The 22,174-nt window shown below is 74.9% G+C and carries 15 protein-coding genes; 7 read left to right on the forward strand and 8 right to left on the reverse strand.

The window, feature by feature from the left end; all coding sequences use genetic code 11:
* Positions 1 to 204 precede the first annotated feature (204 nt).
* Positions 205 to 381 (reverse strand): GTPase activator, encoded by a 177-nt coding sequence (locus tag ABZ807_RS03395; RefSeq protein WP_357152154.1) that lies wholly within the window; start codon positions 379 to 381, stop codon positions 205 to 207.
* A 182-nt stretch (positions 382 to 563) separates the two neighbouring features.
* Here ABZ807_RS03395 and ABZ807_RS03400 point away from each other — a divergent pair, with 182 nt between their 5' ends.
* The 3 genes from ABZ807_RS03400 to ABZ807_RS03410 all read left to right on the forward strand — a co-directional run bounded on the left by ABZ807_RS03400 (position 564) and on the right by ABZ807_RS03410 (position 2,617).
* Positions 564 to 842, forward strand: a complete 279-nt coding sequence (locus ABZ807_RS03400; RefSeq protein ID WP_357152157.1) for a DUF664 domain-containing protein — start codon at positions 564 to 566, stop codon at positions 840 to 842.
* Positions 843 to 953: 111 nt separating this feature from the next.
* Entirely contained in the window at positions 954 to 1,823 is an 870-nt protein-coding gene (locus ABZ807_RS03405; protein ID WP_357152159.1) for a hypothetical protein, read from the forward strand.
* A gap of 71 nt (positions 1,824 to 1,894) precedes the next feature.
* The gene (locus tag ABZ807_RS03410) at positions 1,895 to 2,617 is read left to right on the forward strand and encodes a Pr6Pr family membrane protein (RefSeq protein WP_357152162.1); all 723 of its coding nucleotides are present in this window, start codon (positions 1,895 to 1,897) and stop codon (positions 2,615 to 2,617) included.
* Between the two features lie 50 nt (positions 2,618 to 2,667).
* Here ABZ807_RS03410 and ABZ807_RS03415 read toward each other — a convergent pair whose 3' ends face one another.
* Together ABZ807_RS03415 and ABZ807_RS03420 are read right to left on the reverse strand one after the other, a co-directional pair.
* On the reverse strand, positions 2,668 to 4,734 hold the full coding sequence (locus tag ABZ807_RS03415) for a glycogen debranching N-terminal domain-containing protein (protein WP_357152164.1): 2,067 nt from the start codon (positions 4,732 to 4,734) through the stop codon (positions 2,668 to 2,670).
* The gene (locus ABZ807_RS03420; protein WP_357152167.1) at positions 4,731 to 5,108 is read right to left on the reverse strand and encodes an SCP2 sterol-binding domain-containing protein; all 378 of its coding nucleotides are present in this window, start codon (positions 5,106 to 5,108) and stop codon (positions 4,731 to 4,733) included. Before ABZ807_RS03420 ends, ABZ807_RS03415 begins: the two co-directional genes overlap by 4 nt.
* Before the next feature lie 231 nt (positions 5,109 to 5,339).
* Between ABZ807_RS03420 and ABZ807_RS03425 the strand changes: the two genes are divergently transcribed.
* Entirely contained in the window at positions 5,340 to 5,855 is a 516-nt protein-coding gene (locus tag ABZ807_RS03425; protein WP_357152170.1) for a 2'-5' RNA ligase family protein, read from the forward strand.
* A gap of 98 nt (positions 5,856 to 5,953) precedes the next feature.
* On the opposite strand, the gene ABZ807_RS03430 is transcribed toward ABZ807_RS03425, so the two are convergent.
* On the reverse strand, positions 5,954 to 6,415 hold the full coding sequence (locus ABZ807_RS03430; RefSeq protein WP_357152172.1) for a GNAT family N-acetyltransferase: 462 nt from the start codon (positions 6,413 to 6,415) through the stop codon (positions 5,954 to 5,956).
* Between the two features lie 235 nt (positions 6,416 to 6,650).
* Here ABZ807_RS03430 and ABZ807_RS03435 point away from each other — a divergent pair, with 235 nt between their 5' ends.
* From ABZ807_RS03435 to ABZ807_RS03445, 3 genes are all read left to right on the forward strand, one after another.
* Positions 6,651 to 7,040 carry an MmcQ/YjbR family DNA-binding protein gene (locus ABZ807_RS03435; RefSeq protein ID WP_357152175.1) on the forward strand — a complete coding sequence of 130 codons (390 nt, stop codon included), beginning with the start codon at positions 6,651 to 6,653 and terminating at the stop codon, positions 7,038 to 7,040.
* Between the two features lie 720 nt (positions 7,041 to 7,760).
* The gene (locus ABZ807_RS03440; RefSeq protein ID WP_357152178.1) at positions 7,761 to 9,332 is read left to right on the forward strand and encodes a phenylalanine aminomutase (D-beta-phenylalanine forming); all 1,572 of its coding nucleotides are present in this window, start codon (positions 7,761 to 7,763) and stop codon (positions 9,330 to 9,332) included.
* Entirely contained in the window at positions 9,329 to 10,312 is a 984-nt protein-coding gene (locus ABZ807_RS03445; RefSeq protein WP_357152180.1) for an ACP S-malonyltransferase, read from the forward strand. The genes ABZ807_RS03440 and ABZ807_RS03445 overlap by 4 nt, the downstream gene beginning before the upstream one ends.
* Before the next feature lie 9 nt (positions 10,313 to 10,321).
* On the opposite strand, the gene ABZ807_RS03450 is transcribed toward ABZ807_RS03445, so the two are convergent.
* From ABZ807_RS03450 to ABZ807_RS03465, 4 genes are all read right to left on the reverse strand, one after another.
* Complete coding sequence (locus ABZ807_RS03450) at positions 10,322 to 11,893, reverse strand: amino acid adenylation domain-containing protein (RefSeq protein ID WP_357152183.1); 1,572 nt, start codon at positions 11,891 to 11,893, stop codon at positions 10,322 to 10,324.
* A 17-nt stretch (positions 11,894 to 11,910) separates the two neighbouring features.
* On the reverse strand, positions 11,911 to 12,813 hold the full coding sequence (locus ABZ807_RS03455; protein WP_357152186.1) for a proline iminopeptidase-family hydrolase: 903 nt from the start codon (positions 12,811 to 12,813) through the stop codon (positions 11,911 to 11,913).
* The gene (locus ABZ807_RS03460) at positions 12,813 to 13,115 is read right to left on the reverse strand and encodes a hypothetical protein (RefSeq protein WP_357152190.1); all 303 of its coding nucleotides are present in this window, start codon (positions 13,113 to 13,115) and stop codon (positions 12,813 to 12,815) included. Before ABZ807_RS03460 ends, ABZ807_RS03455 begins: the two co-directional genes overlap by 1 nt.
* A 75-nt stretch (positions 13,116 to 13,190) precedes the next feature.
* Complete coding sequence (locus tag ABZ807_RS03465) at positions 13,191 to 22,094, reverse strand: SDR family NAD(P)-dependent oxidoreductase (protein ID WP_357152192.1); 8,904 nt, start codon at positions 22,092 to 22,094, stop codon at positions 13,191 to 13,193.
* Between the last annotated feature and the right edge of the window lie 80 nt (positions 22,095 to 22,174).

Genomic DNA, 22,174 nt, shown 5'->3' on the forward strand with positions numbered 1-22,174 from the left:
TGGGCGAGCCGTGGCCGGCCCGACGGGTGTCACCCGGAGCACGGCCCGACCGGCCCGTGCTCGACGCCCGGGGCCTGGCCAGTGGCGGGTCCTTTGGAGCTGATGACGTGAACGACTCAGGGGCGATCCGTTGACGTCATCAGCTCCAAAGGGCCGCCGCACCTCCACAGCGCCGGAGGGCCGGCACGGGGCCCGAGGGTCGGGTCAGGAGCGGGTGCCGTCCTCGTCGCCGGCCGGGGCCGGCGGCGGCTCGGCGACCGGCCGACCCCGCTCGTCCACCAGCCCCGGCGCCATGCTCCCGCCGTGCGCCTCCTCCGCCTCGCGGACCCGCCGCGCCTCGGCGTCGTCCGGCACGCCCGGCCGCTGCTCCTCGTGCGTCATCGCCGCACCTCCCTGTCTCCCCCCGCGCGGTACCCGCGAATCCGGGTGACAAACCGCCTCACACATCGGCGCGCTCCGGGGCGGGGGTCACGCCGAGCAGCTCGGCCAGCCAGGCTGCGTCACGCTGGGCCTGCCCGTCGCAGCATTTGTTGAACAGCAACCATGCTGAGGGCGCCGAGGCGATGCAGAGCGAGCCGCTCGACTGGGCGAACGGGTTCCGGATGGTCGAGGGCGAGACCCTCGCCGGGCTACTCGACCGGTACGCCGAGGTCGCCGCCCGCACCGACGAGCTGCTCGCCACCCTCGACCTGGACGCGTCGCACCCGCTGCCGGTGGCGCCCTGGTTCGAGCCGGGTGCGAGCTGGTCCGTACGCCGCGTCCTGCTGCACGTCATCGCCGGGACCGCACAGCACGCCGACATCCTCCGGGAGGCGGTCGACGGGTCCAAGATGATGGGCTGACCCGGCCCCGTCCCCGCGGCCACCGCCGCGTATTCAGCGCCACCCCGACGGCGGGAATGTAACGCCTGGCGGACGCCCGGCGCTGAGGGACACGAGATGAACGTACATCGCATGGACTCCGAAACCCTCGAGCGGCTGCTCGTCGGACCGGTCGCCGACCGGCACGCCGGCCCGGAGCCGCTCGTCCGGCTACTGACGGCGGTGCGCGCGGCGCCGCGCCCCGCCGAGTTGCGCGGGGAGATCGCCGCGATGCACGCGTTCCGCCGCGCCCTCGCCGGGACTCCGCTGCCCACGCCCCTGCCCAGCCGGTCGCGCACGCTGGCCCGGCTGACCGGGCTGAAGGTCGCGCTCGCGGGCCTCGCCGTGGCCGCCGCCGGGGGCGTCGCCCTCGTGACCGGCACCTTGCCCGTCCCGCTGCACGGCGGCGACCCGGCCCCGGCCCAGTCCGCCGCGCCGCCCGGCGGTCCCTTCATCACGGCCGCGCCGGTCCGGTCCGACGCTCCGTCCACCAAGGGGTCCACGCGACCCTCACCGGGCGCGTCGATGCTCGAGCTGTGCCGCGCCTACCAGGCCGGCGCCGGGAACAACCCAGGCCGGGCCCTGGACAACCCGGCCTTCTCCGACCTGATCGCCAGCGCCGGAGGTCGGGACGAGGTGGCCGGCTACTGCGAGCGCGTGGTCCGCGACGCCGGCGCCCCGACGGCCGGCCACCCCGACCCGAGACCCGCCGGGCGGCCGAGCGGCCGGCCGTCGGACAAGGGCGCCACACCGTCCAGTCGGGCCGAAAAGCCGGCCGCGGCCGGCCCCGCCCGGGTGGATCCGCCAGGCCACGCCCGGGCGAATCCACCAGGCCACGCCCGGGCGAATCCACCAGGCCACGCCCGGGCGAATCCACCAGGCCACGCCCGGGCGAATCCGCCAGGCCCCCGCGCCCGCTGCCCCGTCGGGGCGCCACCGCGGGCTGGAGCACCAGCGACGTGATGGCGCATGCCCGGGCGGGGCGGGCTCCGCCGGCTGGTGACCGGCGCGGGTCGGGCTGGTAGCTTGCGCCGATGAGTCTGCGGCGTCGGCGCGTGGCGGTCGCCTTCCGTCTGGCGATCGTCGGCAGCGTGCTGGCCGGGATCGTGCTCACCGCGCTCGGCCCGGCCACGGTCACCGGCCTGTTGCCGTACTTCACCATCCAGAGCAACCTGGCGGTCGGGCTCTTCGCCGGCTACGCGGGCTGGCGGGCCTGGCGGGTGCGGCCCGAGCCATCCTCCGCACTCAAGGGGGCGGTCACCCTTTACATCAGCATCACCGGGGTGGTCTACCACCTGGTCCTGGCCAACCCGGCCAGCCCTTTCGCGATGCCCCAGCCGGACCGCGCGCTCGGCGAGGCGTTGGGCAACCAGTTCCTGCACACCGTCGTGCCGCTGCTGGCGATCGCCGACTGGGCGCTGTTCGACCAGCGCGGCCGGCTGCGGGTGCGCCACGCCGCCTGGTGGCTGGCCTTCCCACTGGCGTACCTGGGCTTCGCGCTGGTGCGCGGGCTCGTCGTGCACCGCTACCCGTACCCGTTCATCGACGCCGGGCAGCTCGGCTACGACGGGGTGTCCGTCAGCGCGGTCTACTTCGCGTTCGCGTTCTGGCTGCTCGGCCTGCTCCTCGTCGGCGTCGACCGCAGCCTGTCCCGGCGGGTCGCCACCCGCCCGGCCGGCGCCCCGGCGGTCACCGTCGCCGCGCCGGGCCCGACCCCCGACGACGTTCCGGAGGACGCACCCGCCGGGCAGCGGTGACGCGCCGCCGACCATCGTCGCGGATCGGAATGCGCGCGACGCGGTCCCGGTCAGCGCTCCCGGGAGTGGCGCTCCCGGGAGCGGGCGGAGTGGTCCCGGCCGTTCGCGTCGGTGTGGCCCCACCGGCCGGGGATGTCCAGCAGCTCCAGCCTGCCAAAGCCCTCCGGCACGGCCGGGCTGACCAGCAGGTTGTCCCCGCACGGCCGCAACCCGAGGACGGTCCCCAGCAGCATCAGCAGCGCCCCGGCGGCCCAGGACTGCGGGCGGCCCGCCATCGGCAGCTGGACGGGATAACTGGTGACCCCCCGCGGGTAGCCGGCGATCACCTCCGGCACCGACCCGGTGAGCATTTCCGCGACCTCGAAGACGCCGGCCGCGATCCGGGCCGCCTCGTCGTCGTGGTCATAGCGGCGCAGGCCCGCGGCGATCAGCGAGTTGTCCGACGGCCAGACCGCACCGACGTGCGCCCCCACCGGGTTGTACGGCAGCTGCCCCTCGGCCAGGGTCCGCACTCCCCAGCCGGTGAACAGCTCCGGCGAGAGCAGGTGCGCCGCGACCTGCGCCGACCGCTCCTCGGGGACGATCCCGCTCCACAGCAGGTGGCCGATGCCGGAGGTGAGCGTCTCCACCGGCGTGCCGTCCGGCTCCAACGCCAGCGCGTAATGCCCGCGCTGTGGCAGCCAGAAGTCCCGGTTGAACCGCTCCTTGAGCGCCGCCGCCTCCCGCTCCAGCCGGTCGGCGTACTCCGGGTCGCCCCAGAACTCCCGGGCCAGCCGGGCGCCCCGCACCTTCGCGTCGTACGCGTACCCCTGGAGTTCGCAGGTCGACCGGGGGAACCCGGGCATTCGGCCATCGCGGTGCACGATCGCGTCGGGGGAGTTCCTCCAGGTTTGGTTGACCAGCCCGTTGCGCGGGTTACGCCGCTGGTAGCGCAGGTAACCGTCCCCGGTCAGGTCCCCGTACTCGTCGATCCAGTCCAGCGCCATCCGCGCCGGATGGCGCAGCTCCCGGACCAGCGCGACGTCGCCGGACCAGCGCTCGTACTCGTCGAGCAGGACGACGAAGAGCGGGGTGGTGTCGGCGGCTCCGTAGTAGAGCGCGGTCGGCTCCTCGCCGAAGCCGGCGGACTCGCCGTAACGCAGCTCGCCGAGGATCTTGCCGGGCTCCTCGTCGTGGTAGTCGTCGAGCTGCCCGCCCTGGGCGATGGCCAGCAGCCGCAGGGTGGCCGGGGCCAGCTCGGGGGTGAACGGCAGCGTCTGCAGGCAGGTGACGATGGCGTCCCGGCCGTAGAGCGCCATCGCCCAGGGAAGGCCGCCCACCGGCACCCGCCCGACGTCCGACAGCGGCACGTACCGCAGCGCGGCCAGGTCGGTCAGCGCGTCCTCGTAGACGTCCGCCAGTGTGTCGCGCTCGGCCACCAGCCGCGGCGCCCGGTCCAGCCACTCCCGCAGGTCCTGGCGCATGTCGTGGCCGACCCGCTGCCCGTGCGACTTCAGGCTGGTCCGCACGTCGGCTCCGCCCTCGCCCCGGATCCTCATGTCGACGTGCAGATCGGTGACCCACTGCCCGTGCGGCGGGATGCTGATCCGGTAGGTGATGCCACCCTCGTCGATGTGGCCCGGGGCGGTGGTGCAGATGACGGTTTCCCGGCTGAACCGTTCCCGCTCGTACCGCAGCCGGAGGGCCCCGTCGGCGAATGAGGCGTTCGCGGTCGTCCGGCGCGGCCGCGGGCTGCGGATCTCCGAGGTGTCGGCGAAGTCGGCGTCGATGTCCATCCGGACGACGAACTCGGCCGGTTCGGCGGCGTGGTTGAGAATGGTGATCCGCTCGTTGAAGCTGTCGTCGAGGGACCGGTGCCGGATGACCGAGACGTCCGCGTCGACGTAGTGGCTGGCCGCGCCGGGGACCAGGAAGAAGCGGGTCTCGAAGTAGCTGATGTCGTCGCGGGACAGCACGTTCAGGCGCTCGCCGTCGACGGTGAGCACCCAGCGGGACAGGAACCGGGTGTCGAACGACCAGAGCCCGACCGGCGCCCGTGGGTCGACCTCCATGTCCCCCTGGGCGTTGCTGGCCGCGAAGGCGTTGCCGGCGAAGACGTGGACGCGTTCCTGTCTCACCGGCGCCCGTCCCCTCGTCGGGCGACCTCCCGGGGGTGCCGGGCTTCGGCCGGGCCGGGGAAGACACGCCGCAGTGTCATCAGCAGCCGCACGTCGCCCCGCAGGGTCAGGTCGTTGCGGATCAGCAAGGCGAAGGTGTGCGTCCGGCCGTTGGCGAGCCGGTCGAAGGCCTCCCGGTCGCCCCGGATGACCAGGTCGGCGTCCGCGGACGAGCGGGTCACGTCGAGGCGCTGGTCGCGCAGGGTGAGGTACCAGTGCTCCGTGTGGCCCTCGTCGCGAACGTCGAACCGGACCGTGCCGGCGCTGGTCTCGGGCAGTTCCGGGCGGCGGCGCGGGCTCAGCCCTTGCAGGAACTCTGCCACCGACGTGGCCATGGCGCCCCTCCCCACTCGTGGTCTCACAGCCCGTTGAGCACCTTCGCAGCCCGGAGGGTGAGTCGGCCTCACCCGGACCGGGTGATTCGGCCGCAGCCCGGCCAGGAACTCCCGGGTACGCCCCGCGACCGCCTCGGGGTGGTCGACCAGAGGCCGCGAGTTCTCGGGTCGTACCGAGGCGACCCGCTGCGCGGTGTGGCCGGCGGTAAACCCTGCCTCTAGGGTGATCACGTGGTCGCGGCCCTGGAGCTGTATCTGGACACCGACGCCACCCGTCGCATCCGGGTGCTCTGGGACGCGCTGGAGGCCGAGGGCGTGCAGAGCATGCGTTCGCTGCTGGAGCAGCGGCACCGGCCGCACGTCTCCCTCGCCGTGGCGCCCCGCCTCGACCCGCAGCGGGTGGCCGACGCGCTGCGCGGGACGGTGGTGGCCGCGCCGCTGCGGCTGGCCTTCGACCACGCCGGGCAGTTCGTCGGCCGGGTGCTCTGGCTCGGCGTCACCCCCACCGTCGAGCTGCTGGCCCACCAGGCCCTGGTGCACGAGCGGCTGGCCCGGGCCGGGATCGCCCTGTCCGAGCAGTACCGGCCGGGGCGCTGGGTGCCGCACTGCACGCTGTCGATGCGGGTGCCGAACGCGCTGATGGCCGCCGCCGTGCGACGGTGCCTGGAGATGCTGCCACTGGACGCGACGGTGGTCGGCGCCGCCGTCGCCGACCATGCCCGCGACATCTCCCACCCCCTCCCCTGACGCCCGCCCCGGCCCCGCTCCCGCCCCGCTTCCAGGCTCGGCCCGCCACCCGGCGCGCCCCGCCGCCGGGCCACGGCCGCGGGCGCGCCGGGTGGTGGTCAGTGGCGTGGGGGAAAGTGGACCTGGAAGGTGGGGTAGTCCGGCTGGGGGCAGGGCTCGCCCCGGTGGCCGAGGCGCTCGTAGAAGGGGGCGGCCCGCTCACGGTGGGCCTGCCACTCGAGGTGGCGCACCCGCGTGGCGGCCCACTCGCACACCGCCGCGAGCAGCGCCCGGCCCACCCCGCCCCGGCGCAGCTCCGGGCGGACGTAGAGGTCGTGCAGCCGGGCCGTCCGGTGCTCGTCGCCACCGCGCGGGTGCGGGCCGTGGTCCTGGACGGCGGCGTAGCCGAGCAGCTCGCCGCCGCCCTGCGCGCCGAGGAACACCCAGCGTGGGTCGGCGAGCAGGGCGAGGTACCGGGCGTGGTGCGCCTCGGGCGGCTCGGCGGTCACCCCCATGTCCCGCAGCATCGGCCACAGCGCCGGCCAGTCCGCCGCGACCAGCGGCCGTACGGTGACCGTCACGCCGGGCCGTACCGCATGACCAGCAGGGTGATGTCGTCCTCGTGGCCGGGCGCGCGTCGCTCGACCAGCCCGTCGGCGCAGAGCACCAGCGTCTCACCGTGCACCGCCGCCCTCCTCAGGTCGTGGCCGTCGGGTAGCTGTCCGAGCGCCAGCACAGCACATCGGCACGACAGTCCGGCAACCGGGTCCGGTGCGCCTGCGGCGCGGCCTTCCCCCGGCGTCGTATCGTCGGGCCGTGGCCACCTGGGAGGACGTCCGACGGCTCGCGCTCGCCCTGCCGGAGACGACGGAGCGGCCGTCGTACGACGGCCTGCCGGCCTGGCGGGTACGCGACAAGCCGTTCGTGTGGGAGCGGCCGCTGCGCCGGGCTGACCTCGACGCCCTGGGCGACGCCGCCCCCGACGGGCCGGTCCTCGGCGCCCGGGTGCCGGACCTGGGCGCCAAGGAGGCGCTGCTCGCCGACGACGCGACGGTCTACTTCACCACCCCGCACTTCGACGGCTACCCGGCCGTGCTGGTCCGGTTGGACCGGATCACCGTGCCGGAGCTGGCGGAGCTGGTCCTGGACGCCTGGTACGCCCGCGCGCCGAAACGCCTCGCTGCGGCCCACCGCGGCGAGCGGTGACCGCACGGCCCTGGCGCGGCGGGACGCCGAGGGGCGCGGCTCAACGCGCTGACGCAGGAGCCGAACGGCAGGTCGGTGCGCTCCATCCGGAAGGCCAGCCGGGCCGGCGGCGACCACTCGGTGATCCGCTGGTGCACGACGCCCCAATCGGAGACGCACTGCCGGGGCGCGCCGACCGCACCGGGCCCCGCCGGCAGGCGGCACTCCACCGGGGTCGGCGCGCCGAGCCGGAACACCGGACAGCGGGGCGTCGCGGTGATCCGCGAGTCGCAAAGCAGCGGCCAGACCGCCTCCGGCGGCCGGCGTACCAGGGTCCTGGTGCGCACCAGCATCAGCGCACCCCGACCGCCGTCACGGCTGGGACACGGGCCGCTCCTGTCGTCTCCATGCCAGCGACACTAGGAACGCGTCCCCGGCCGGGCCTCCCCCAGCGGAGGGAACGCACTCCCCCGGCCGGTGGCCGCGGCGCCGAGCAGGCCGGGGCGCGGAGGCCCTCGGCCGGTGGCAAGGGGTCCGGACCGGGCCCGGGTTAGGGGCCCGTCGCGCCCTTCTAGGGGTACGCCGGTCTGGTCCATCCTCCACAGCGGCGGCTTGACTGACCCTGCGCACCCGTCGGGTTCCACGGGGCACCTGCTCACCAGCAGTGCGACACCGCGCTGCCGATGGTCCGGCCCGACGCGGACAACGCTGACATCCGTCCCGCGGAGGGGGTTTGATCTCGTGGAATTCACTGTGGCAGCCGACCAGTGGGTCCGGCTGGAGCAACTGGAGGCGGCGGCCACGCACTCGGTGCCGGTCGCCCTCGACGACAAGGTCTGGCAGCGCGTCCAGACCTCCCGGGAGACGCTGGAACGCTTCGTCGACGAGGGCCGGGTCATCTACGGCGTCAACACCAGCATGGGCGGCTTCGTCGACTGGCTGGTGCCGGTCACCATGGCCCAGCAGCTCCAGGAGAACCTGATCAACGCGGTGGCCACCAACGTGGGGCCGTACCTGGACGACCGGACCGTCCGGGCGATCATGCTCTCCCGGATCGTGTCGCTGGCCCGAGGCAACTCCGCGATCTCGCCGAAGAACCTGGAGAAGCTGATCGCCGTGCACAACGCCGGGATCGTCCCGTGCGTGCCGGAGAAGGGGTCGCTGGGCACCAGCGGCGACCTCGGTCCGCTCGCCGCGATCGCGCTGGCCTGCGTCGGCCAGTGGCGGGCCCGCTACCGGGGCGAGACCATGTCCGGCGCCGAGGCGCTGCGGCTGGCCGGCATCGAGCCGATGACGCTCAGCTTCAAGGAGGGGCTGGCGCTGATCAACGGCACCTCCGGCATGGTCGGTCTCGGCAGCCTGGTCCACGCCCAGGCCAGCCGGCTGCTGGAGACGTACCTGACGGTCTCGGCGCTCTCCGTGGAGGGGCTGCGCGGGATGACCAAGCCGTTCGACCCGCGGGTGCACGAGCTGAAGCCGCACAAGGGGCAGCGCGATATCGCCGCCCGGCTCTGGCGCACCCTCCAGGAGTCCACCCTTGCCGTGAACGAGCAGGAGACCGAGGCGGCGCTGGCCGCCGAGATGGGCGCCTCGGCCAAGGCCGGCTCGCAGCCGATCGAGGACGCGTACTCGATCCGCTGCACGCCGCAGATCCTCGGGCCGGTGCTGGACAGCTTCGTCCGGATCGGCGAGACGCTGGAGGCCGAGCTCAACTCGTCCAACGACAACCCGCTGGTGGTGCCGGACGAGAACGACGTGTTCCACAACGGACACTTCCACGGCCAGTACGTGGCGATGGCGATGGACCACCTGGTCATCTCGCTGGCCACCCTGACCAACCTGGCCAACCGGCGGATCGACCGGTTCCTCGACAAGAGCAACAGCAACGGGCTGCCGGCATTCCTCTGCCGGGAGAACCCGGGCCTTCGGCTCGGTCTGATGGGCGGCCAGTTCATGACCGCCTCGCTGACCGCCGAGACCCGGGCCATGGCGGTGCCGATGTCCGTGCAGTCGCTGACCAGCACCGGCGACTTCCAGGACATCGTCTCGTTCGGCTTCGTGGCCGCCCGCCGGGCCCGGGAAGTGCTCGCCAACGCCACCTACGTGGTCGCCTTCGAGCTGCTCTGCGCCGCCCAGGCGGTCGACATCCGGGGCACCGAGGGGCTCTCCCCGGTCACCCGCGAACTCTACGAGCGGACCCGCGAGCTGGTCCCCTACCTCGACCGGGACGTCACGATCACCGACCACGTCGAGGCGATCGCCAGCCAGATCCTGGCCGCGCCGCCGGCGTACCGTTCAGAGGTCCTGCTGTGACCGCCCCCGGCCCGGGCGACGGCGCCGGGGAGGAGCACGGCGGTGAGGCCACCGCGGTGGTCTTCCCCGGCATCAGCCCCAGCTCCTTCGCGCAGGTCGGGCGCTTCCTGCTGATCAACCCGGAGGCGCGCCGGCTGACCGCGGTCGCCGACGAGACGCTCGGCTGGTCGCTGGTGGACCGCTACCGCCAGGCCGAGGGAGCCTTCTCGGAGAGCGAGCGGGTGGCGTTCCTGGTGGTCTGCCTGGCGCTGGCGCACTGGGCCGAGGACGCGCTGGACGTCCGGCCCGACCTCGTCGTCGGGCCGAGCTTCGGCGGCACGCCGGCCGCCGTCTACGCCGGGGCGCTCAGCTTCCCCGACGCGGTACGGCTCACCGTCGGCTGGAACCGGCACGTGGCGGATTACTTCGCTCACGCGCACACCGACGTGGTCACCCAGTCCTTCGCCCGTACGCCCCGGGCCCGGCTGGCGGAGATCCTCGGCGAGCTGGACGAGGCCGGCGAGTGGTACGAGACGGCCTGCCACGTGGACGACGACTTCTGGATGCTCTCGGTCCGCCGGCACCGTCTGGACTGGCTCCAGGCGGCCGTGCGGGCGCGGGGCGGCCTGCCGCTGTACACGATGAGCCCGCCGATGCACTCGGCCGCCTTCGCCCCGCTGCGGGCGACCGTGGAGCGGGAGCTGGTCGCCGGGTTGCCGTTCACCGACCCGCGGCTGCCGATGGTCTCCGACCACGACGGGGCGGTGCTGACCCGGGGCGAGCAGGTGCGCCGGCTGCTGCTGGACGGGATCGTCCGGCAGGTGCGCTGGCCCGGGGCGTTGGAGACGCTGCGCGCCCACGGGGTGTCCCGGCTCTGCGTCTCCGGGCCGGACGGGCTCTGGGGCCGGGTGGACGCCGCGCGGCGCCCGTTCGACGTGCTGACCCTGACCCCGGCGTTCGCGCTGCGACCCCGGCTGCGGCAGCGGACCCTGGTGGGGTGACCCGGCAGCCTACCGGGCCGCGCCGGCCAGTTCGGCCAGCGCGGTCCGGTTCGCCTTTCCGTTGGCGGTCAGCGGCAGCGCGGCCAGGAAGTGGAACCGGGCCGGGATCATGTACGCCGGCATGCTGCGCCGGCACCGCTCCACCAGCTCGGCCGGGCCGACGGTGGCACCCTCCCGGGGCACCACGAAGGCGTGCAGGCTCGGCTCGCCGTCGGCCGCCGGGGCCGCCACCGCCACCGCCGCCCCGACCGCCGGGTGGTCCAGCAGCCGGCGCTCCACCTCGCCCAGCTCGATCCGGTTGCCCCGGATCTTCACCATCGAGTCCGCCCGCCCGCAGAAGTAGAGTTCCCCGCCGGCCCCCCGGTACGCCAGGTCGCCCGAGCGGTAGACGAGCTGGCCGGAGCGCGGCTCCAGGGGGTCGGGCACCAGCACCTGCCGGGTGGCCGCCGGGTCGTCCCAGTAGCCGCTGAACAGCGACGGGCAGCGGACGTGGATCTCGCCGACCGCGCCGGGCGCGTCGACCACCGCGCCGTCGGCGTCGACCAGCAGCAGCTCGGCGCCCGGGTAGCCGTCACCGATGGAGAGCCGCTCGACGTCGGCGGGGAGCGGGTCGGGCACCTCGGCGAAGGAGCAGGCGACCGTCTCGGTCGCGCCGAACGCGTTGACCACCCGCAGCCCCGGGTGCAGCTCCCGCAGCCGCCGCAGCTCGGCGAGGGGGAAGTTCTCCCCGGCGAAGAGGATGCCACGCAGTCGGTCCAGGGCGGCCAGGTCCTCGGGCTCGTGGCGCAGCAGCGGCCGCCACAGCGACGGCACGCCGTGCACCACGGTCGCCCCGGCGTCCCGGAGGAAGCCCAGCAGCCGGCGCGGGAAACTCAGGAACTCGCGGGGCACCGGCGCGAGGGTCGCCCCGCTGCCCAGGGTGACCCCGAGGTCGAAGAGGGAGACGTCGAAGGCCAGCGGCGAGGTGCTGGCCACCACGTCGTCGGCGGCCACCACGCCGAAGCGCTGGGCGCCCCGGTAGAAGGCCAGCGCGGCGTGGTGGCTGAGCACCACCCCCTTGGGCTGGCCGGTGGTCCCGGAGGTGAAGATCAGGTACGCCGGGTCGGTGCCGACCACCGCGCGCCGGCGGCGCTGCCGGGGCTTGCCGGCCGGGGCGACCAGCCCGTCCGGGCCGAACTCGGCGACGGCGGTGGTCGGCGGCAGGTCCCGCGCCGGACGGCCGGCGGGCCGGACGTGCAGCACCGGGTCGGTCGCCTCGACGATGGCGCGCACCCGCAGGTCCGGGGTGTCCGGGTCGACCGGGATGAACGCCGCGCCGAGCCGGGAGCAGGCGAGCAGCAGCGCGATGGCGGCGGCGGCGGTCTGCGACTCGATGACGACGCGGTCGCCGGCGCCGACGCCCGCCTCGGCCAGCGCGGTGGCCCGCGCGTCGACCGCGCGGGCCAGCTCGCCGTACGTGACCGTCACCAGCGCGCCGCCGGCCCGCTCGATGACCGCCGGCTTGTCCGGGTTGACCGCGGCGGGGCCGAGCACGAACTGGTCCAGGGTGTCGGCGGGGAACCGCCCGACCGCGTCGGTCATCGGATGTCCGTCCTTCTTCACACCTGCGCGACGGTCTTGAGGTAGTCGCCCACCGTCTGGCGGAACCGCTCCGGCTCCTCCAGGTGCGGCACGTGGCTGGAGTCGTCGAACAGCTCCCAGCGCGCGTCCGGGATGAGGTCGACGAAGGGCCGGACGGTGGCCGGGGTGGCCTCGTCGTGGCGGCCCGAGATGACCAGGGTCGGCACCGCGATGTCGGGCAGACAGTCGGTGACGCCCCAGTCCCGCAGCGACCCGATGACGTGGAACTCGCTCGGTCCGTTCATCGCGAGGTAGACGGTCGGGTCGTTGTAGAGCTCGTAGAAGGAGGCCTGGTAGTCGCGCGGCCACGGGTCGAGCCGGCACAGGTGCCGGTCGTAGAAGACCTTGGTGGCCGCGTGGTAGTCGTCGCTGTCGGTAGTGCCGGCCGCCTCGTGCCGGCGCAGGGTCTCGTCGACCCCGGGCGGCAGCGCGGCCCGCAGCTGCGCCATCGCCGCCAGCCAGAGCGGGTACGACGCCGGCGCGTCGGCGATGATCAGGCCCTTCAGGCCGGCCGGCGCCGCCGCCGCGTGCCTGGCCGCGAGCAGGCCACCCCAGGAGTGTCCGAACAGGACGTAGTTGTCGGCGATCCCGAGGTGGCGCAGGAGGTTGTCCAGCTCGTCGAGGAAGAGCTGGACCGTCCAGAACTCGGCCGGCCGGCCCGGCAGGTGGGTGGAGCCCCCGTTGCCCAGCTGGTCGTAGTGGACGACGGGGGTGCCGCCGTCGGCGAACACCGAAAGGCTGGTCAGGTAGTCGTGGGTGCTGCCGGGGCCGCCGTGCACGACCACCAGCGCCGTCCGTTGCGGCGACAGCTCCCCCGTGACCCGGTACCAGGTCCGGAATTCGCCGAACGGCGCCGTCCCCTTGGTCGTCGGTGCGGTCACTAGATTCGGCGGCCGGTGACCGGGAAGGTGCCGAACATGCCCGGCTTGGCCTTGCCGGTCATGGTGTCGCCGTTGACGGTGACGGTGATCTTCATGGTCAGCGGGACCGGCTTGCGGCACTTGATCTTCCACGCGGCGACGTCGCCGACCAGCTCGCCGTCGATGATGTCGGGGTCGATGACCTGGCCGTTGGCCCGGGCCTTGCCGATCAGCTTCTCGCCCTCGGCGGTCAGGTCGACCCACAGGCTCTGCTTGCCGAGCGGGCTCTCGATGTCCAGCTGCCAACTGCCGTCGGTGCTCATCCGTTGCTCCCTATCGTGCGTCGATCGCTTCCCGTGGCAGACACTATGGATCGGGGCGGGTGGTCCATACCCCTATCAGCCCCTAGGGGCGAGCGTCCCGATCCACTCCTCGATGACCTCCGCGGCGACCGCCGCCTGGTCCTCGATCATGGTGAAGTGGGTGGCCCGGACGCCGCGGTACTCGTGCGTCGGCTCCCAGGGCCGGGCCTGCCAGGAGCCGTCCTCGTCGGCCGCGTCGGCCTGGAACGGCTCGGCCGCGCCGACGAAGAGCACCGGGGCCTCGACCGGGTCCAGCCGGAACCGGGGCACCAGGTCGAAGTAGCGGTTCATCCCCGACAGCGCCGCGCTGTTGAGCAGCCCGAAGCGGGCGTCGGCCTGGACCAGCCCGACGGTGAGCTGCTCCATCAGCCGGGACTGGTCCCGGTCGTCGGTGTCGACCCGGTAGGTGTCCATCAGCACCACCCCGGCCGGGCGCATGCCGAGGCTGCGTTCCAGGTGCCCTGCGGTCGCGTACGCGAGCGTCCCGCCGGAGGAGTAGCCGACGAGGACGAACGGGCGTCCGGCGGCGGCCCGGACGATCCCCTCGGCGAGCACGTCGACCACCGCGTCCACCGAGTCGGGCAGCCGCTCCCCGGCGACGAAGCCGGGGTTGGTCAGCGACACCATCGGACGCCGGCCACGGAAGGCGGCGGCCAGCCGGGCGTGCTGGTGCGGGCCGCCGGTGGCCATCGGGGTGCTGATCCCGACGAGCACGGGTGACCCGGGGCCGTCGGCCAGGGCGACGCCCGGCGGGACCGCCCCGAAATCGGCGGCGGAGGTGAACCGTGGGCGTAAATCCGCCACCGCCCGCAGCAGGTTGAAGCCCTTGAGCACCTCGTTGCCCAGCACCGCCGCGCGGAACAGCCCGGCCAGCGTGTCCGGATCGCCGACGGGCTCCGGGGCGGGCGCGCGGTCGGCGGCCGGGGCCAGCTCGGCGCGGAGGTGGCGGGCCAGTGCGGCGGGGTTCTTGTTGTCGAAAACCGCCATCGGGGCCAGCCGCAGCCCGGTCGCCGCGTTGAGCCGGTTACGCAGCTCCACCGCGGCGAGGGAGTCGAAGCCCAGTTCGAGGAAGTCCCGCTCGGGGTCGACCGCCTCCGGGCCGTCGTGGCCGAGCACGGCGGCGGCGTGGCCGCGTACCAGCTCGGTGACCTGGCGCTCCTGCTCGGCCGGCGGCTGGCCGGTGAGCCGGCGGGCGAACCACTCCGGGTCGACGGCGGCCGCGGCGCTGCGCCGGCGTACCCGGGGCAGCAGGCCGCGCAGCAGCGCGGGCGGATCGTCGGCGCGGGCGCGCAGCGCCGCCACGTCGACCTTCACCGGCACCAGCGTCGCGCGGGCGCTGCGCAGCGCGGTGTCGAGGGCGGCCAGCCCTTCCGGCACGGTCAGCGCCGGCAGGCCCTGCCGGGCCATCCGCTGCAGGTCCGCCTCGGTGAGCCACGCGCCCAGGCCGACGTCGGTGCCCCACAGCCCGTAGGCGACCGAGGTGGCCGGCAGGCCGGCCGCGACGCGGTGCTGGGCGAGCGCGTCGAGGAAGACGTTCGCCGTGGCGTACCCGCCCTGCCCGGCGGCGAGCACCAGCCCGCCGGCCGAGGAAAAGAGCACGAACGCGGCCAGGTCGGCGTCGCGGGTCAGCTCGTGCAGGTGCCAGGCGGCGTCCACCTTGGGACGCAGCACCCCGTCGATCCGCTCCGGGGTCAGCGAGCCGACCACCCCGTCGTCGACCACCGCCGCCGCGTGCACCACGGCGGTCAGCGGACGCCCGGCGGGGACAGCGGCGAGCAGCGCCGCGAGCTGGTCGCGGTCGCCGACATCGCAGGCCACCACCTCGGCGGTGGCGCCGAGCGCCGCGAGTTCGGCGCGGAGCTCGTCCACCCCGGGCGCCGCCGGCCCCCGCCGGCTGGTCAGCAGCAGGTGCCTGATCCGGTACGCCCCGGCGAGGTGCCGGGCCACCAGGGCGCCAAGCCCGCCGGTGCCGCCGGTGACCAGCACCGTGCCATCGGGGTCCAGCCGGGCCGGGGTGTCGGCCGGGGCGTACGGCTCCCGGGCCAGGCGGGGCACCAGGACGCGGCCGGCGCGCAGCATCAGTTCGGGCTCGTCCCCGGCCAGGGCGGGCCCGAGGGCGTCCCGGGAGGCGGCGGTCCGGTCGGTGTCGAGCAGGACGAACCGGCCGGGGTTCTCCGCCTGCGCGGCCCGGAGCAGCCCCCAGACCGGCGCCTGGGTCAGCGTCACGTCCGCGCCGTCGACGCCGACCGCGCCCTCGGTGAGCAGGACCAGCCGGGCGGCGGCGAAGCGGGGGTCGGCGAGCCAGCCCTGGACGAGGTCCAGGACCTCGTGCACGCTGCTGCGGACGCCTGCCGGGACGTCGACGGCGGTGGTCGGCTCGGCATGGTCGGACCGCCCGGCGGTGCTGACGCCGCTCGTGGTCTCCGGTCGGGATACCCGGAAGAGCACCACGGCCGGCGCCGGGAGGCCGGCGTCCACGGCGGCGCCGAGCGCGGCGAGGTCCGGGTAGCTGGCCGGATCGCCATCGGCGGGCCGGCCGAGGACGGCCCATCCGGTGCCGGTGGCGGTGGCCGGCACCTCGGCAGCGGGATTCCAGGCGAGCCGGTACAGGCCGTCCTGCCGGCCCGGCGCGGCGGCCCGGAGCTGTTCCGCGGCGACCTCCCGCAGGGCGAGCGAGCCGACGGTGGCCACCGGCGCGCCGGCGAGGTCGGCCAGGTCGAGCGATACCTTCCGGGGCCCGGTGGGGCGGATCGCGACCCGCAGGCCCCGGGCGCCGGTGGCGTGCGGGGTGACCCCGTTCCAGGAGAACGGCAGCATGGTGCCGCCCTGGTCGTCGGTGTCGCCGTCGGCGATCCCGAGCACGTGCAGCGCGGCGTCGAGCAGGGCCGGGTGCAGCGCGAACTGCTCGGCGTCGGCGTGGGCGCCCTCCGGCAGAGCGATCTCGGCGTACAGCTCGTCGCCGCGCTGCCAGGCGGCGCGCAGCCCCTGGAAGGTGGGACCGTAGCCGTAGCCGCGCTCGGCCATCCGCTCGTACGCGTCGCCGGTCGGCAGCGGGGTCGCGCCCGGCGGTGGCCAGGCGGTCAGGTCCACGGCGGGCGCCGTGCCGCCGGCGCCGATCCGGCCGTCGGCGTGCCGGATCCACGGGTCGGCCTCGCCGGTGCAGGAGTGGACGGTGACGGTCCGGGAGCCGGTCTCATCGGGCGCGCCGACGGCGACCTGGAGGGTGACCGCCGTGTTCTCTGGGAGCACCAGCGGGGCGTGCAGGATCAGCTCCTCGACCACCGGGCTGCCGGTCCGCTCGCCGGCGGCGACCGCCAGTTCGACGAAGCCGGTGCCGGGGAAGAGGACGGTGTCGCCGACCGCGTGGTCGGCAAGCCAGGGCTGGGTGTCGACGGAGAGTCGGCCGGTGAAGAGCACGCCGTCGGTGTCGGCGAGGGTGACCGACGCGCCGAGCAGCGGGTGCTGGGTCGCGGCGAGGCCGGCCAGGGCGGCTCCCTCGCCGCCGGTCCGCTCGGGACGCCAGTAGCGCTGGCGCTGGAAGGGGTAGGTGGGCAGCTCGACCCGGGTGCCGGTCAGCAGTGCGGTCCAGTCGACGGTGGTGCCGGTGACGTGCAGTCTCGCCAGCGCGGTCAGCGCCTGCCGGTGTTCGTCGTGGTTTCGCCGGAGGCTGGGGATGATCGTGACGTCATCGGTGAGGATGCCCTCGATGAGCGGGGTGAGGGCGGCGTCCGGGCCGAGTTCCAGGAACGTGGTCGCCCCCGCCTGATGCAGGGCGGTGATCCCGTCGGCGAAACGGACCGCCTCACGGACGTGCCGCACCCAGTAGTCCGGGTCCGCCAGCTCGGAGGTCGTCAGCTCGCCGGTCAGGTTCGACACCACCGGAAGCTGCGGCTCGGCGTAGGTGAGACTGGCCGCGACGGCCCGGAACTCCTCCAGCATCGGGTCCATCAGACCGCTGTGGAACGCGTGACTCACCCGCAGCCGAGTCGTCTTACGACCCAGAGCGGTGAACTGCTCGACCAGACTCAGCACGGCGGCCTCGGGACCGGACACAACCACCGACCGAGGACCGTTGACCGCGGCAATGTCCACCCCACCGAAGGCATCGCTGATGCCGGCACCACCACCGTTACGCGAAACCGCCACCTTGTCACCACCGGCCGACGCCCCCACGCCGGAGCCTGAATCGTTGACGACATCAGCTCCAAAGGACCCGACCACCACACCCCGCCCCGCCAGAACCCCCCGCACCTCCTCCTCCGACGCCTGCACCGCCACCATCGCCCCACCACCCGGCAACGCCTGCATCAACCGACCACGCGCCACCACCAACCGCGCCGCATCCCCCAGCGACCACACCCCCGCCACATGCGCGGCAACCAACTCACCAATCGAATGCCCCGCCACAAAATCCGGCCGCACACCCCACGACTCCATCAGCCGGAACAAGGCCACCTCAACCGCAAACAACCCCGCCTGCGCATACCCCGTCTGGCGAATCAGGTCCTCGTCATCACCCCAGACCACCGAGCCCAGCGGCCGATCCAGGTACTGATCCAACTCCGCCACCACCGCGTCAAACGCAGCGGCGAACACCGGAAACACCCCGTGCAACTCACGACCCATACCCAGCCGCTGCGCACCCTGACCGGTGAACACCACCGCCAGCCGACCGGTGTGGGCGGTTCCCGACAGGACGGTCGCCGCCGTCGCGCCGTCGGCGAGGGCGGCCAGCCCGGCGAGGAGTTCGTCGCGGTCGGCGCCCAGCACGGCGGCCCGCTGTTCCAGGGCGGCCCGGCCGGTCGCCAGCGAGTACGCCACGTCCGGCGCCCGCAGCTCCGGCCGGCCCGACAGGTGCCGGTGCAGCCGCGCGGCCTGGGCCCGCAGCGCCGCCTCCGACCTCGCGGAGAGCACCCAGGGCAGCGGCCCGGTCTCCGGCTCCCGAGGCGCGCTCTCCGGTGCCGGCGGGGCCTGTTCGAGGATGACGTGGGCGTTGGTGCCGGATAGCCCGAACGAGGAGACACCGGCCCGGCGCGGATGCCCGTTGACCGGCCACTCGCGGGGCCGGGTCAGCAGTTCGACCGCCCCGGCGGACCAGTCCACCTGCGGGGAGCGTTCCTCGGCGTGCAGCGTCGGTGGCATCAGGCCGTGCCGCATCGCCTGCACCATCTTGATCACGCCGGCCACCCCGGCGGCGGCCTGGGTGTGCCCCAGGTTCGACTTGACCGACCCCAGCCACAGCGGACGGTCCACCGGCCGGTCCTGCCCGTACGTGGCCAGCAACGCCTGCGCCTCGATCGGATCACCCAACGTCGTACCCGTACCGTGCGCCTCCACCACGTCCACCTCGGCCGCCGGCACCCCCGCCGACGCGAGAGCCGCCCGGATCACCCGCTGCTGCGACGGGCCGTTCGGGGCGAAGAACCCGTTCGACGCACCGTCCTGGTTGACGGCGGTGCCCCGGACCACCGCCAGCACCGGGTGGCCGAGGCGTTCGGCGTCCGACAGTCGCTCGACCAGCAGGAAGCCCGCGCCCTCGGCCCAGCCGGTGCCGTCGGCGCCCGCCCCGAAGGAGCGGCACCTGCCATCCGGGGAGAGGCCGCGCTGCCGGGAGAACTCGATCAGGATCTCCGGGGTGGCCATCACCGTCACGCCACCGGCGAGGGCCAGCGAGCACTCGCCCGAACGCAGCGCATGCACCGCCAGGTGCAGGGCGACCAGCGACGACGAGCAGGCGGTGTCCACCGCCACCGCCGGGCCCTCCAGGCCCAGCACGTACGACACCCGGCCGGCCGCCGCGCTGCCGCCGGCGGAGCTGCCGTAGCCGTAGTCGTGGTACATCAGGCCGGCGAAGACGCCGGTGGGGCTGCCCTTGAGCGTGCCCGGGTCGATCCCGGCCCGCTCGAACGCCTCCCAGGCGCACTCCAGCAGCAGCCGCTGCTGCGGGTCCACCGCGTACGCCTCGTTGGGGCTGATGCCGAAGAAGCCGGCGTCGAAGTCGGCGGCGTCGGGCAGGAAACCGCCGGCCCGGGCGTAGCAGCGGCCGGGGAAGCCCGGCTCGGGGTGGTAGAGGTCGTCGGACCAGCCCCGGTCGGTGGGCAGCGGCGCGATCGCGTCCACCCCCTCGGCGACCAGCCGCCACAGCTCCTCCGGCGAGCCGACCCCACCGGGGAAGCGGCAGCTCATCCCGACGATCGCGATCGGCTCGTCCACCGGGCGCGGCCCGGCCTCGGTGGGGGCGTCGGTGGAGACGCCGCCGAGCAGCGAGTCGAGGTACGCCGCGACGGCGTCGGCGGTCGGGTAGTCGAAGACCAGCGTGGCGGGCAGCCGCAGGTCGGTCGCCGCGCCGAGCGCGTTGCGCAGTTCCACCGCCGACAGCGAGTCGAAGCCCAGCTCGGAGAAGGCGCGGTCCGGCTCCACCGCCTCGGCGGAGTCGTACCCGAGGACGGCGGCGACCTGGGCGCGGACCAGGTCGCGCAGGGCACGTACCCGGTCGGGGCCGGACCGGCCGGCGAACCGCCCGGCGGTCGCACCGCCCGGGGTGTCGGCGGCGCGGCGCAACCGCCGCGGCGGCCGGACCAGGGCGCGCAGCAGCGCGGGAATGCCGGCGTCGGTGCGCACGGCGGCCGGGTCGATCCGGAGCGGGGCGAGGGTGACCGGCCGGTCCCGCAGCGCGGTGTCGAGGGCGGCCAGCCCGTCGGCCTCGGTGAGGGCGGGGAAGCCCTGCCGGGCCATCCGTTCCAGGTCGGCGTCGCTGAGCGCGGCGCCCAGCCCCGCGTCGGTGCCCCACAGCCCGTACGCGAGCGAGGTCGCCGGCAGTCCCCGCGCGGCCCGGTGCTCGGCGAGCGCGTCGAGGAAGACGTTCGCCGCCGCGTAGCCGGCCTGGCCGGCGGCGAGCACCAGCCCGCCCGCGGAGGAGAAGAGCACGAACGCGGCCAGGTCCGCCTCGCGGGTCAGCTCGTGCAGGTGCCAGGCGCCGTCCGCCTTGGGCGCGAGGGTGGCCGCCAGCCGTTCCGGGGTGAGGGTGGCGGCCACACCGTTGTCGGCTACCCCGGCGGCGTGCACCACGATCCGCAGCGGTTGCGCGGCGGGGATCTCGGCCAGCACGGCGGCGAGAGCGTTGCGGTCGGCGGCGTCGCAGGCCGCCACGCGGACCGTCGCGCCGAGCCCGGTCAGGTCGGTGACCAGCGCGTCCGCGCCCGGGGCGGCGGTCCCGCGCCGGCTGGTGAGCACCAGGTGGCGGACGCCGTGCGCGGTGACCAGGTGCCGGGCCACCAGCGCGCCGAGGCCCCCGGTGCCGCCGGTGACCAGCGCCGTACCGCCGGCGACGGTCGTCTGGTCGTCGCCGGTCGCGGCGGTGCCGGTCGCGGCGGTGTCGGTCGCGGCGGTGTCGGTCGCCGGGACGAGCCGGGGTACGAGCAGCCGTCCGGCGCGCAGCGCCAGCTCCGGCTCCCCCGCCGCGAGGGCCGCCGGCAGCGCGGCCAGGGACTCCGGCCGCCCATCGGTGTCGGCGAGGACGAACCGGTCCGGGTTCTCCGCCTGCGCCGCCCGGACCAGGCCCCAGACCGGCGCCTGGTCCAGCGCCACCCGGTCGTCGGGCCCGCTGACCACGGCGTCCCGGGTGAGCAGCACCAGCCGGGAGCCGGCGAACCGGTCGTCGGCCAGCCAGGCCCGCACGGCCGCCAGCGCCGCCCCGGTCACCTCCCGGACCGCCGCCGGCACGTCGCCGCCGCCACCACCGAGCGGCAGCAGCACCACCTCCGGTACGTCGGCCGCCGCGCCCAACGCGTCCAGATCGACGTACGACGGAACGCCCGGCACGGCGGCGGCGTCGCCGACCACCGCCCAGCGGGACGGGTCCGGGGCCCGGTCCGGGGTGGCCGCCGGCTGCCAGCGCACCCGGTGCAGCACCTGGTCGCGGCCGGCCCGCCCGCCGTCGAGCTGGGCGGCGGAGACCGGCCGGGAGACCAGCGACCCGACCGTGAGCACCGGCTGCCCGGACGGGTCGGCGACGGTGAGGGTGACGCTGTCCGGGCCGGTGGGGGCCATCCGCAGCCGCAGCGCGGTGGCGCCGACGGCATGCCGGGAGACACCGTTCCAGGCGAACGGCAGCAGCGTCGCCCCGGAGCTGTCGTGGTCCTGGAGCAGGGAGGCGTGCATGGCGGCGTCGAGCAGGGCCGGGTGCAGGCCGAACCGGGCGGCGTCCGGGTGCGCCTCGTCGGGCAGGGCCACTTCGGCGTACAGCTCGTCGGCGCGCTCCCAGGCGGCGCGCAGTCCCTGGAACGTCGGCCCGTACGCGTACCCTCGCCCGCGCAGCCGGTCGTACGCGCCTTCGGTGGCCAGCGGGGTCGCACCCGGCGGCGGCCAGGCGGTCAGGTCGACGGACGGCTCGGCGGCGTCGGCAGCGAGCAGCCCGTCGGCGTGCAGCGTCCAGCGGCCGCCGGTGGCCCGGGAGTAGAGGCCGACGGTGCGGCGTCCGGCGGCGTCCGGGTCGCCGACGACCACCTGCACCATGACGTCGCCGCGCTCGGGCAGCACCAGCGGCGCGGTGAGGGTCAGCTCGTCGAGGCGGTGGCAGCCGGCTTCCTCACCGGCGCGCAGGGCGAGTTCGACCAGGCCGGTTCCGGGCAGCAGCACGGTGCCGAGCACGTCGTGGTCGGCGAGCCAGGGCTGGGCCTGCCGGGAGAGCCGGCCGGTGAGGACGAGGCCGTCGGCCTGGGCGGTGGCCACGGCGGCGCGCAGCAGCGGGTGGTCGACGGGGGTCAGGCCGAGCGCGGCCGGGTCGTCGCCGAGCGCGCCGGCGAGCCAGGACTCGGCGAGGTAGTCGAGGGTGTGCAGCCAGTAGCGCTGCCGCTGGAAGGGGTAGGTGGGCAGGTCGACGATGCGGGTGGTCTGTGGGAGCAGTGTCGTCCAGTCGACGGTGGTGCCGGTGACGTGCAACCTGGCCAGGGCGGTGAGGGCCTGCCGGTGTTCGTCGTGGTTTCGCCGGAGGCTGGGGATGATCGTGACGTCATCGGTGA

This window comes from Micromonospora sp. NPDC047548, assembly GCF_040642975.1.
Classification (GTDB): Bacteria; Actinomycetota; Actinomycetes; order Mycobacteriales; family Micromonosporaceae; genus Micromonospora.

Bases quoted from the DNA above. Each gene is read 5' to 3' on its own strand.
- ABZ807_RS03405 (WP_357152159.1), top strand. From the start codon at position 954: ATGGACTCCGAAACCCTCGAGCGGCTGCTCGTCGGACCGGTCGCCGAC.
- ABZ807_RS03400 (WP_357152157.1), top strand. From the start codon at position 564: ATGCAGAGCGAGCCGCTCGACTGGGCGAACGGGTTCCGGATGGTCGAG.
- ABZ807_RS03450 (WP_357152183.1), bottom strand. From the start codon at position 11,893: ATGACCGACGCGGTCGGGCGGTTCCCCGCCGACACCCTGGACCAGTTC.
- ABZ807_RS03410 (WP_357152162.1), top strand. From the start codon at position 1,895: ATGAGTCTGCGGCGTCGGCGCGTGGCGGTCGCCTTCCGTCTGGCGATC.
- ABZ807_RS03420 (WP_357152167.1), bottom strand. From the start codon at position 5,108: ATGGCCACGTCGGTGGCAGAGTTCCTGCAAGGGCTGAGCCCGCGCCGC.
- ABZ807_RS03395 (WP_357152154.1), bottom strand. From the start codon at position 381: ATGACGCACGAGGAGCAGCGGCCGGGCGTGCCGGACGACGCCGAGGCG.
- ABZ807_RS03460 (WP_357152190.1), bottom strand. From the start codon at position 13,115: ATGAGCACCGACGGCAGTTGGCAGCTGGACATCGAGAGCCCGCTCGGC.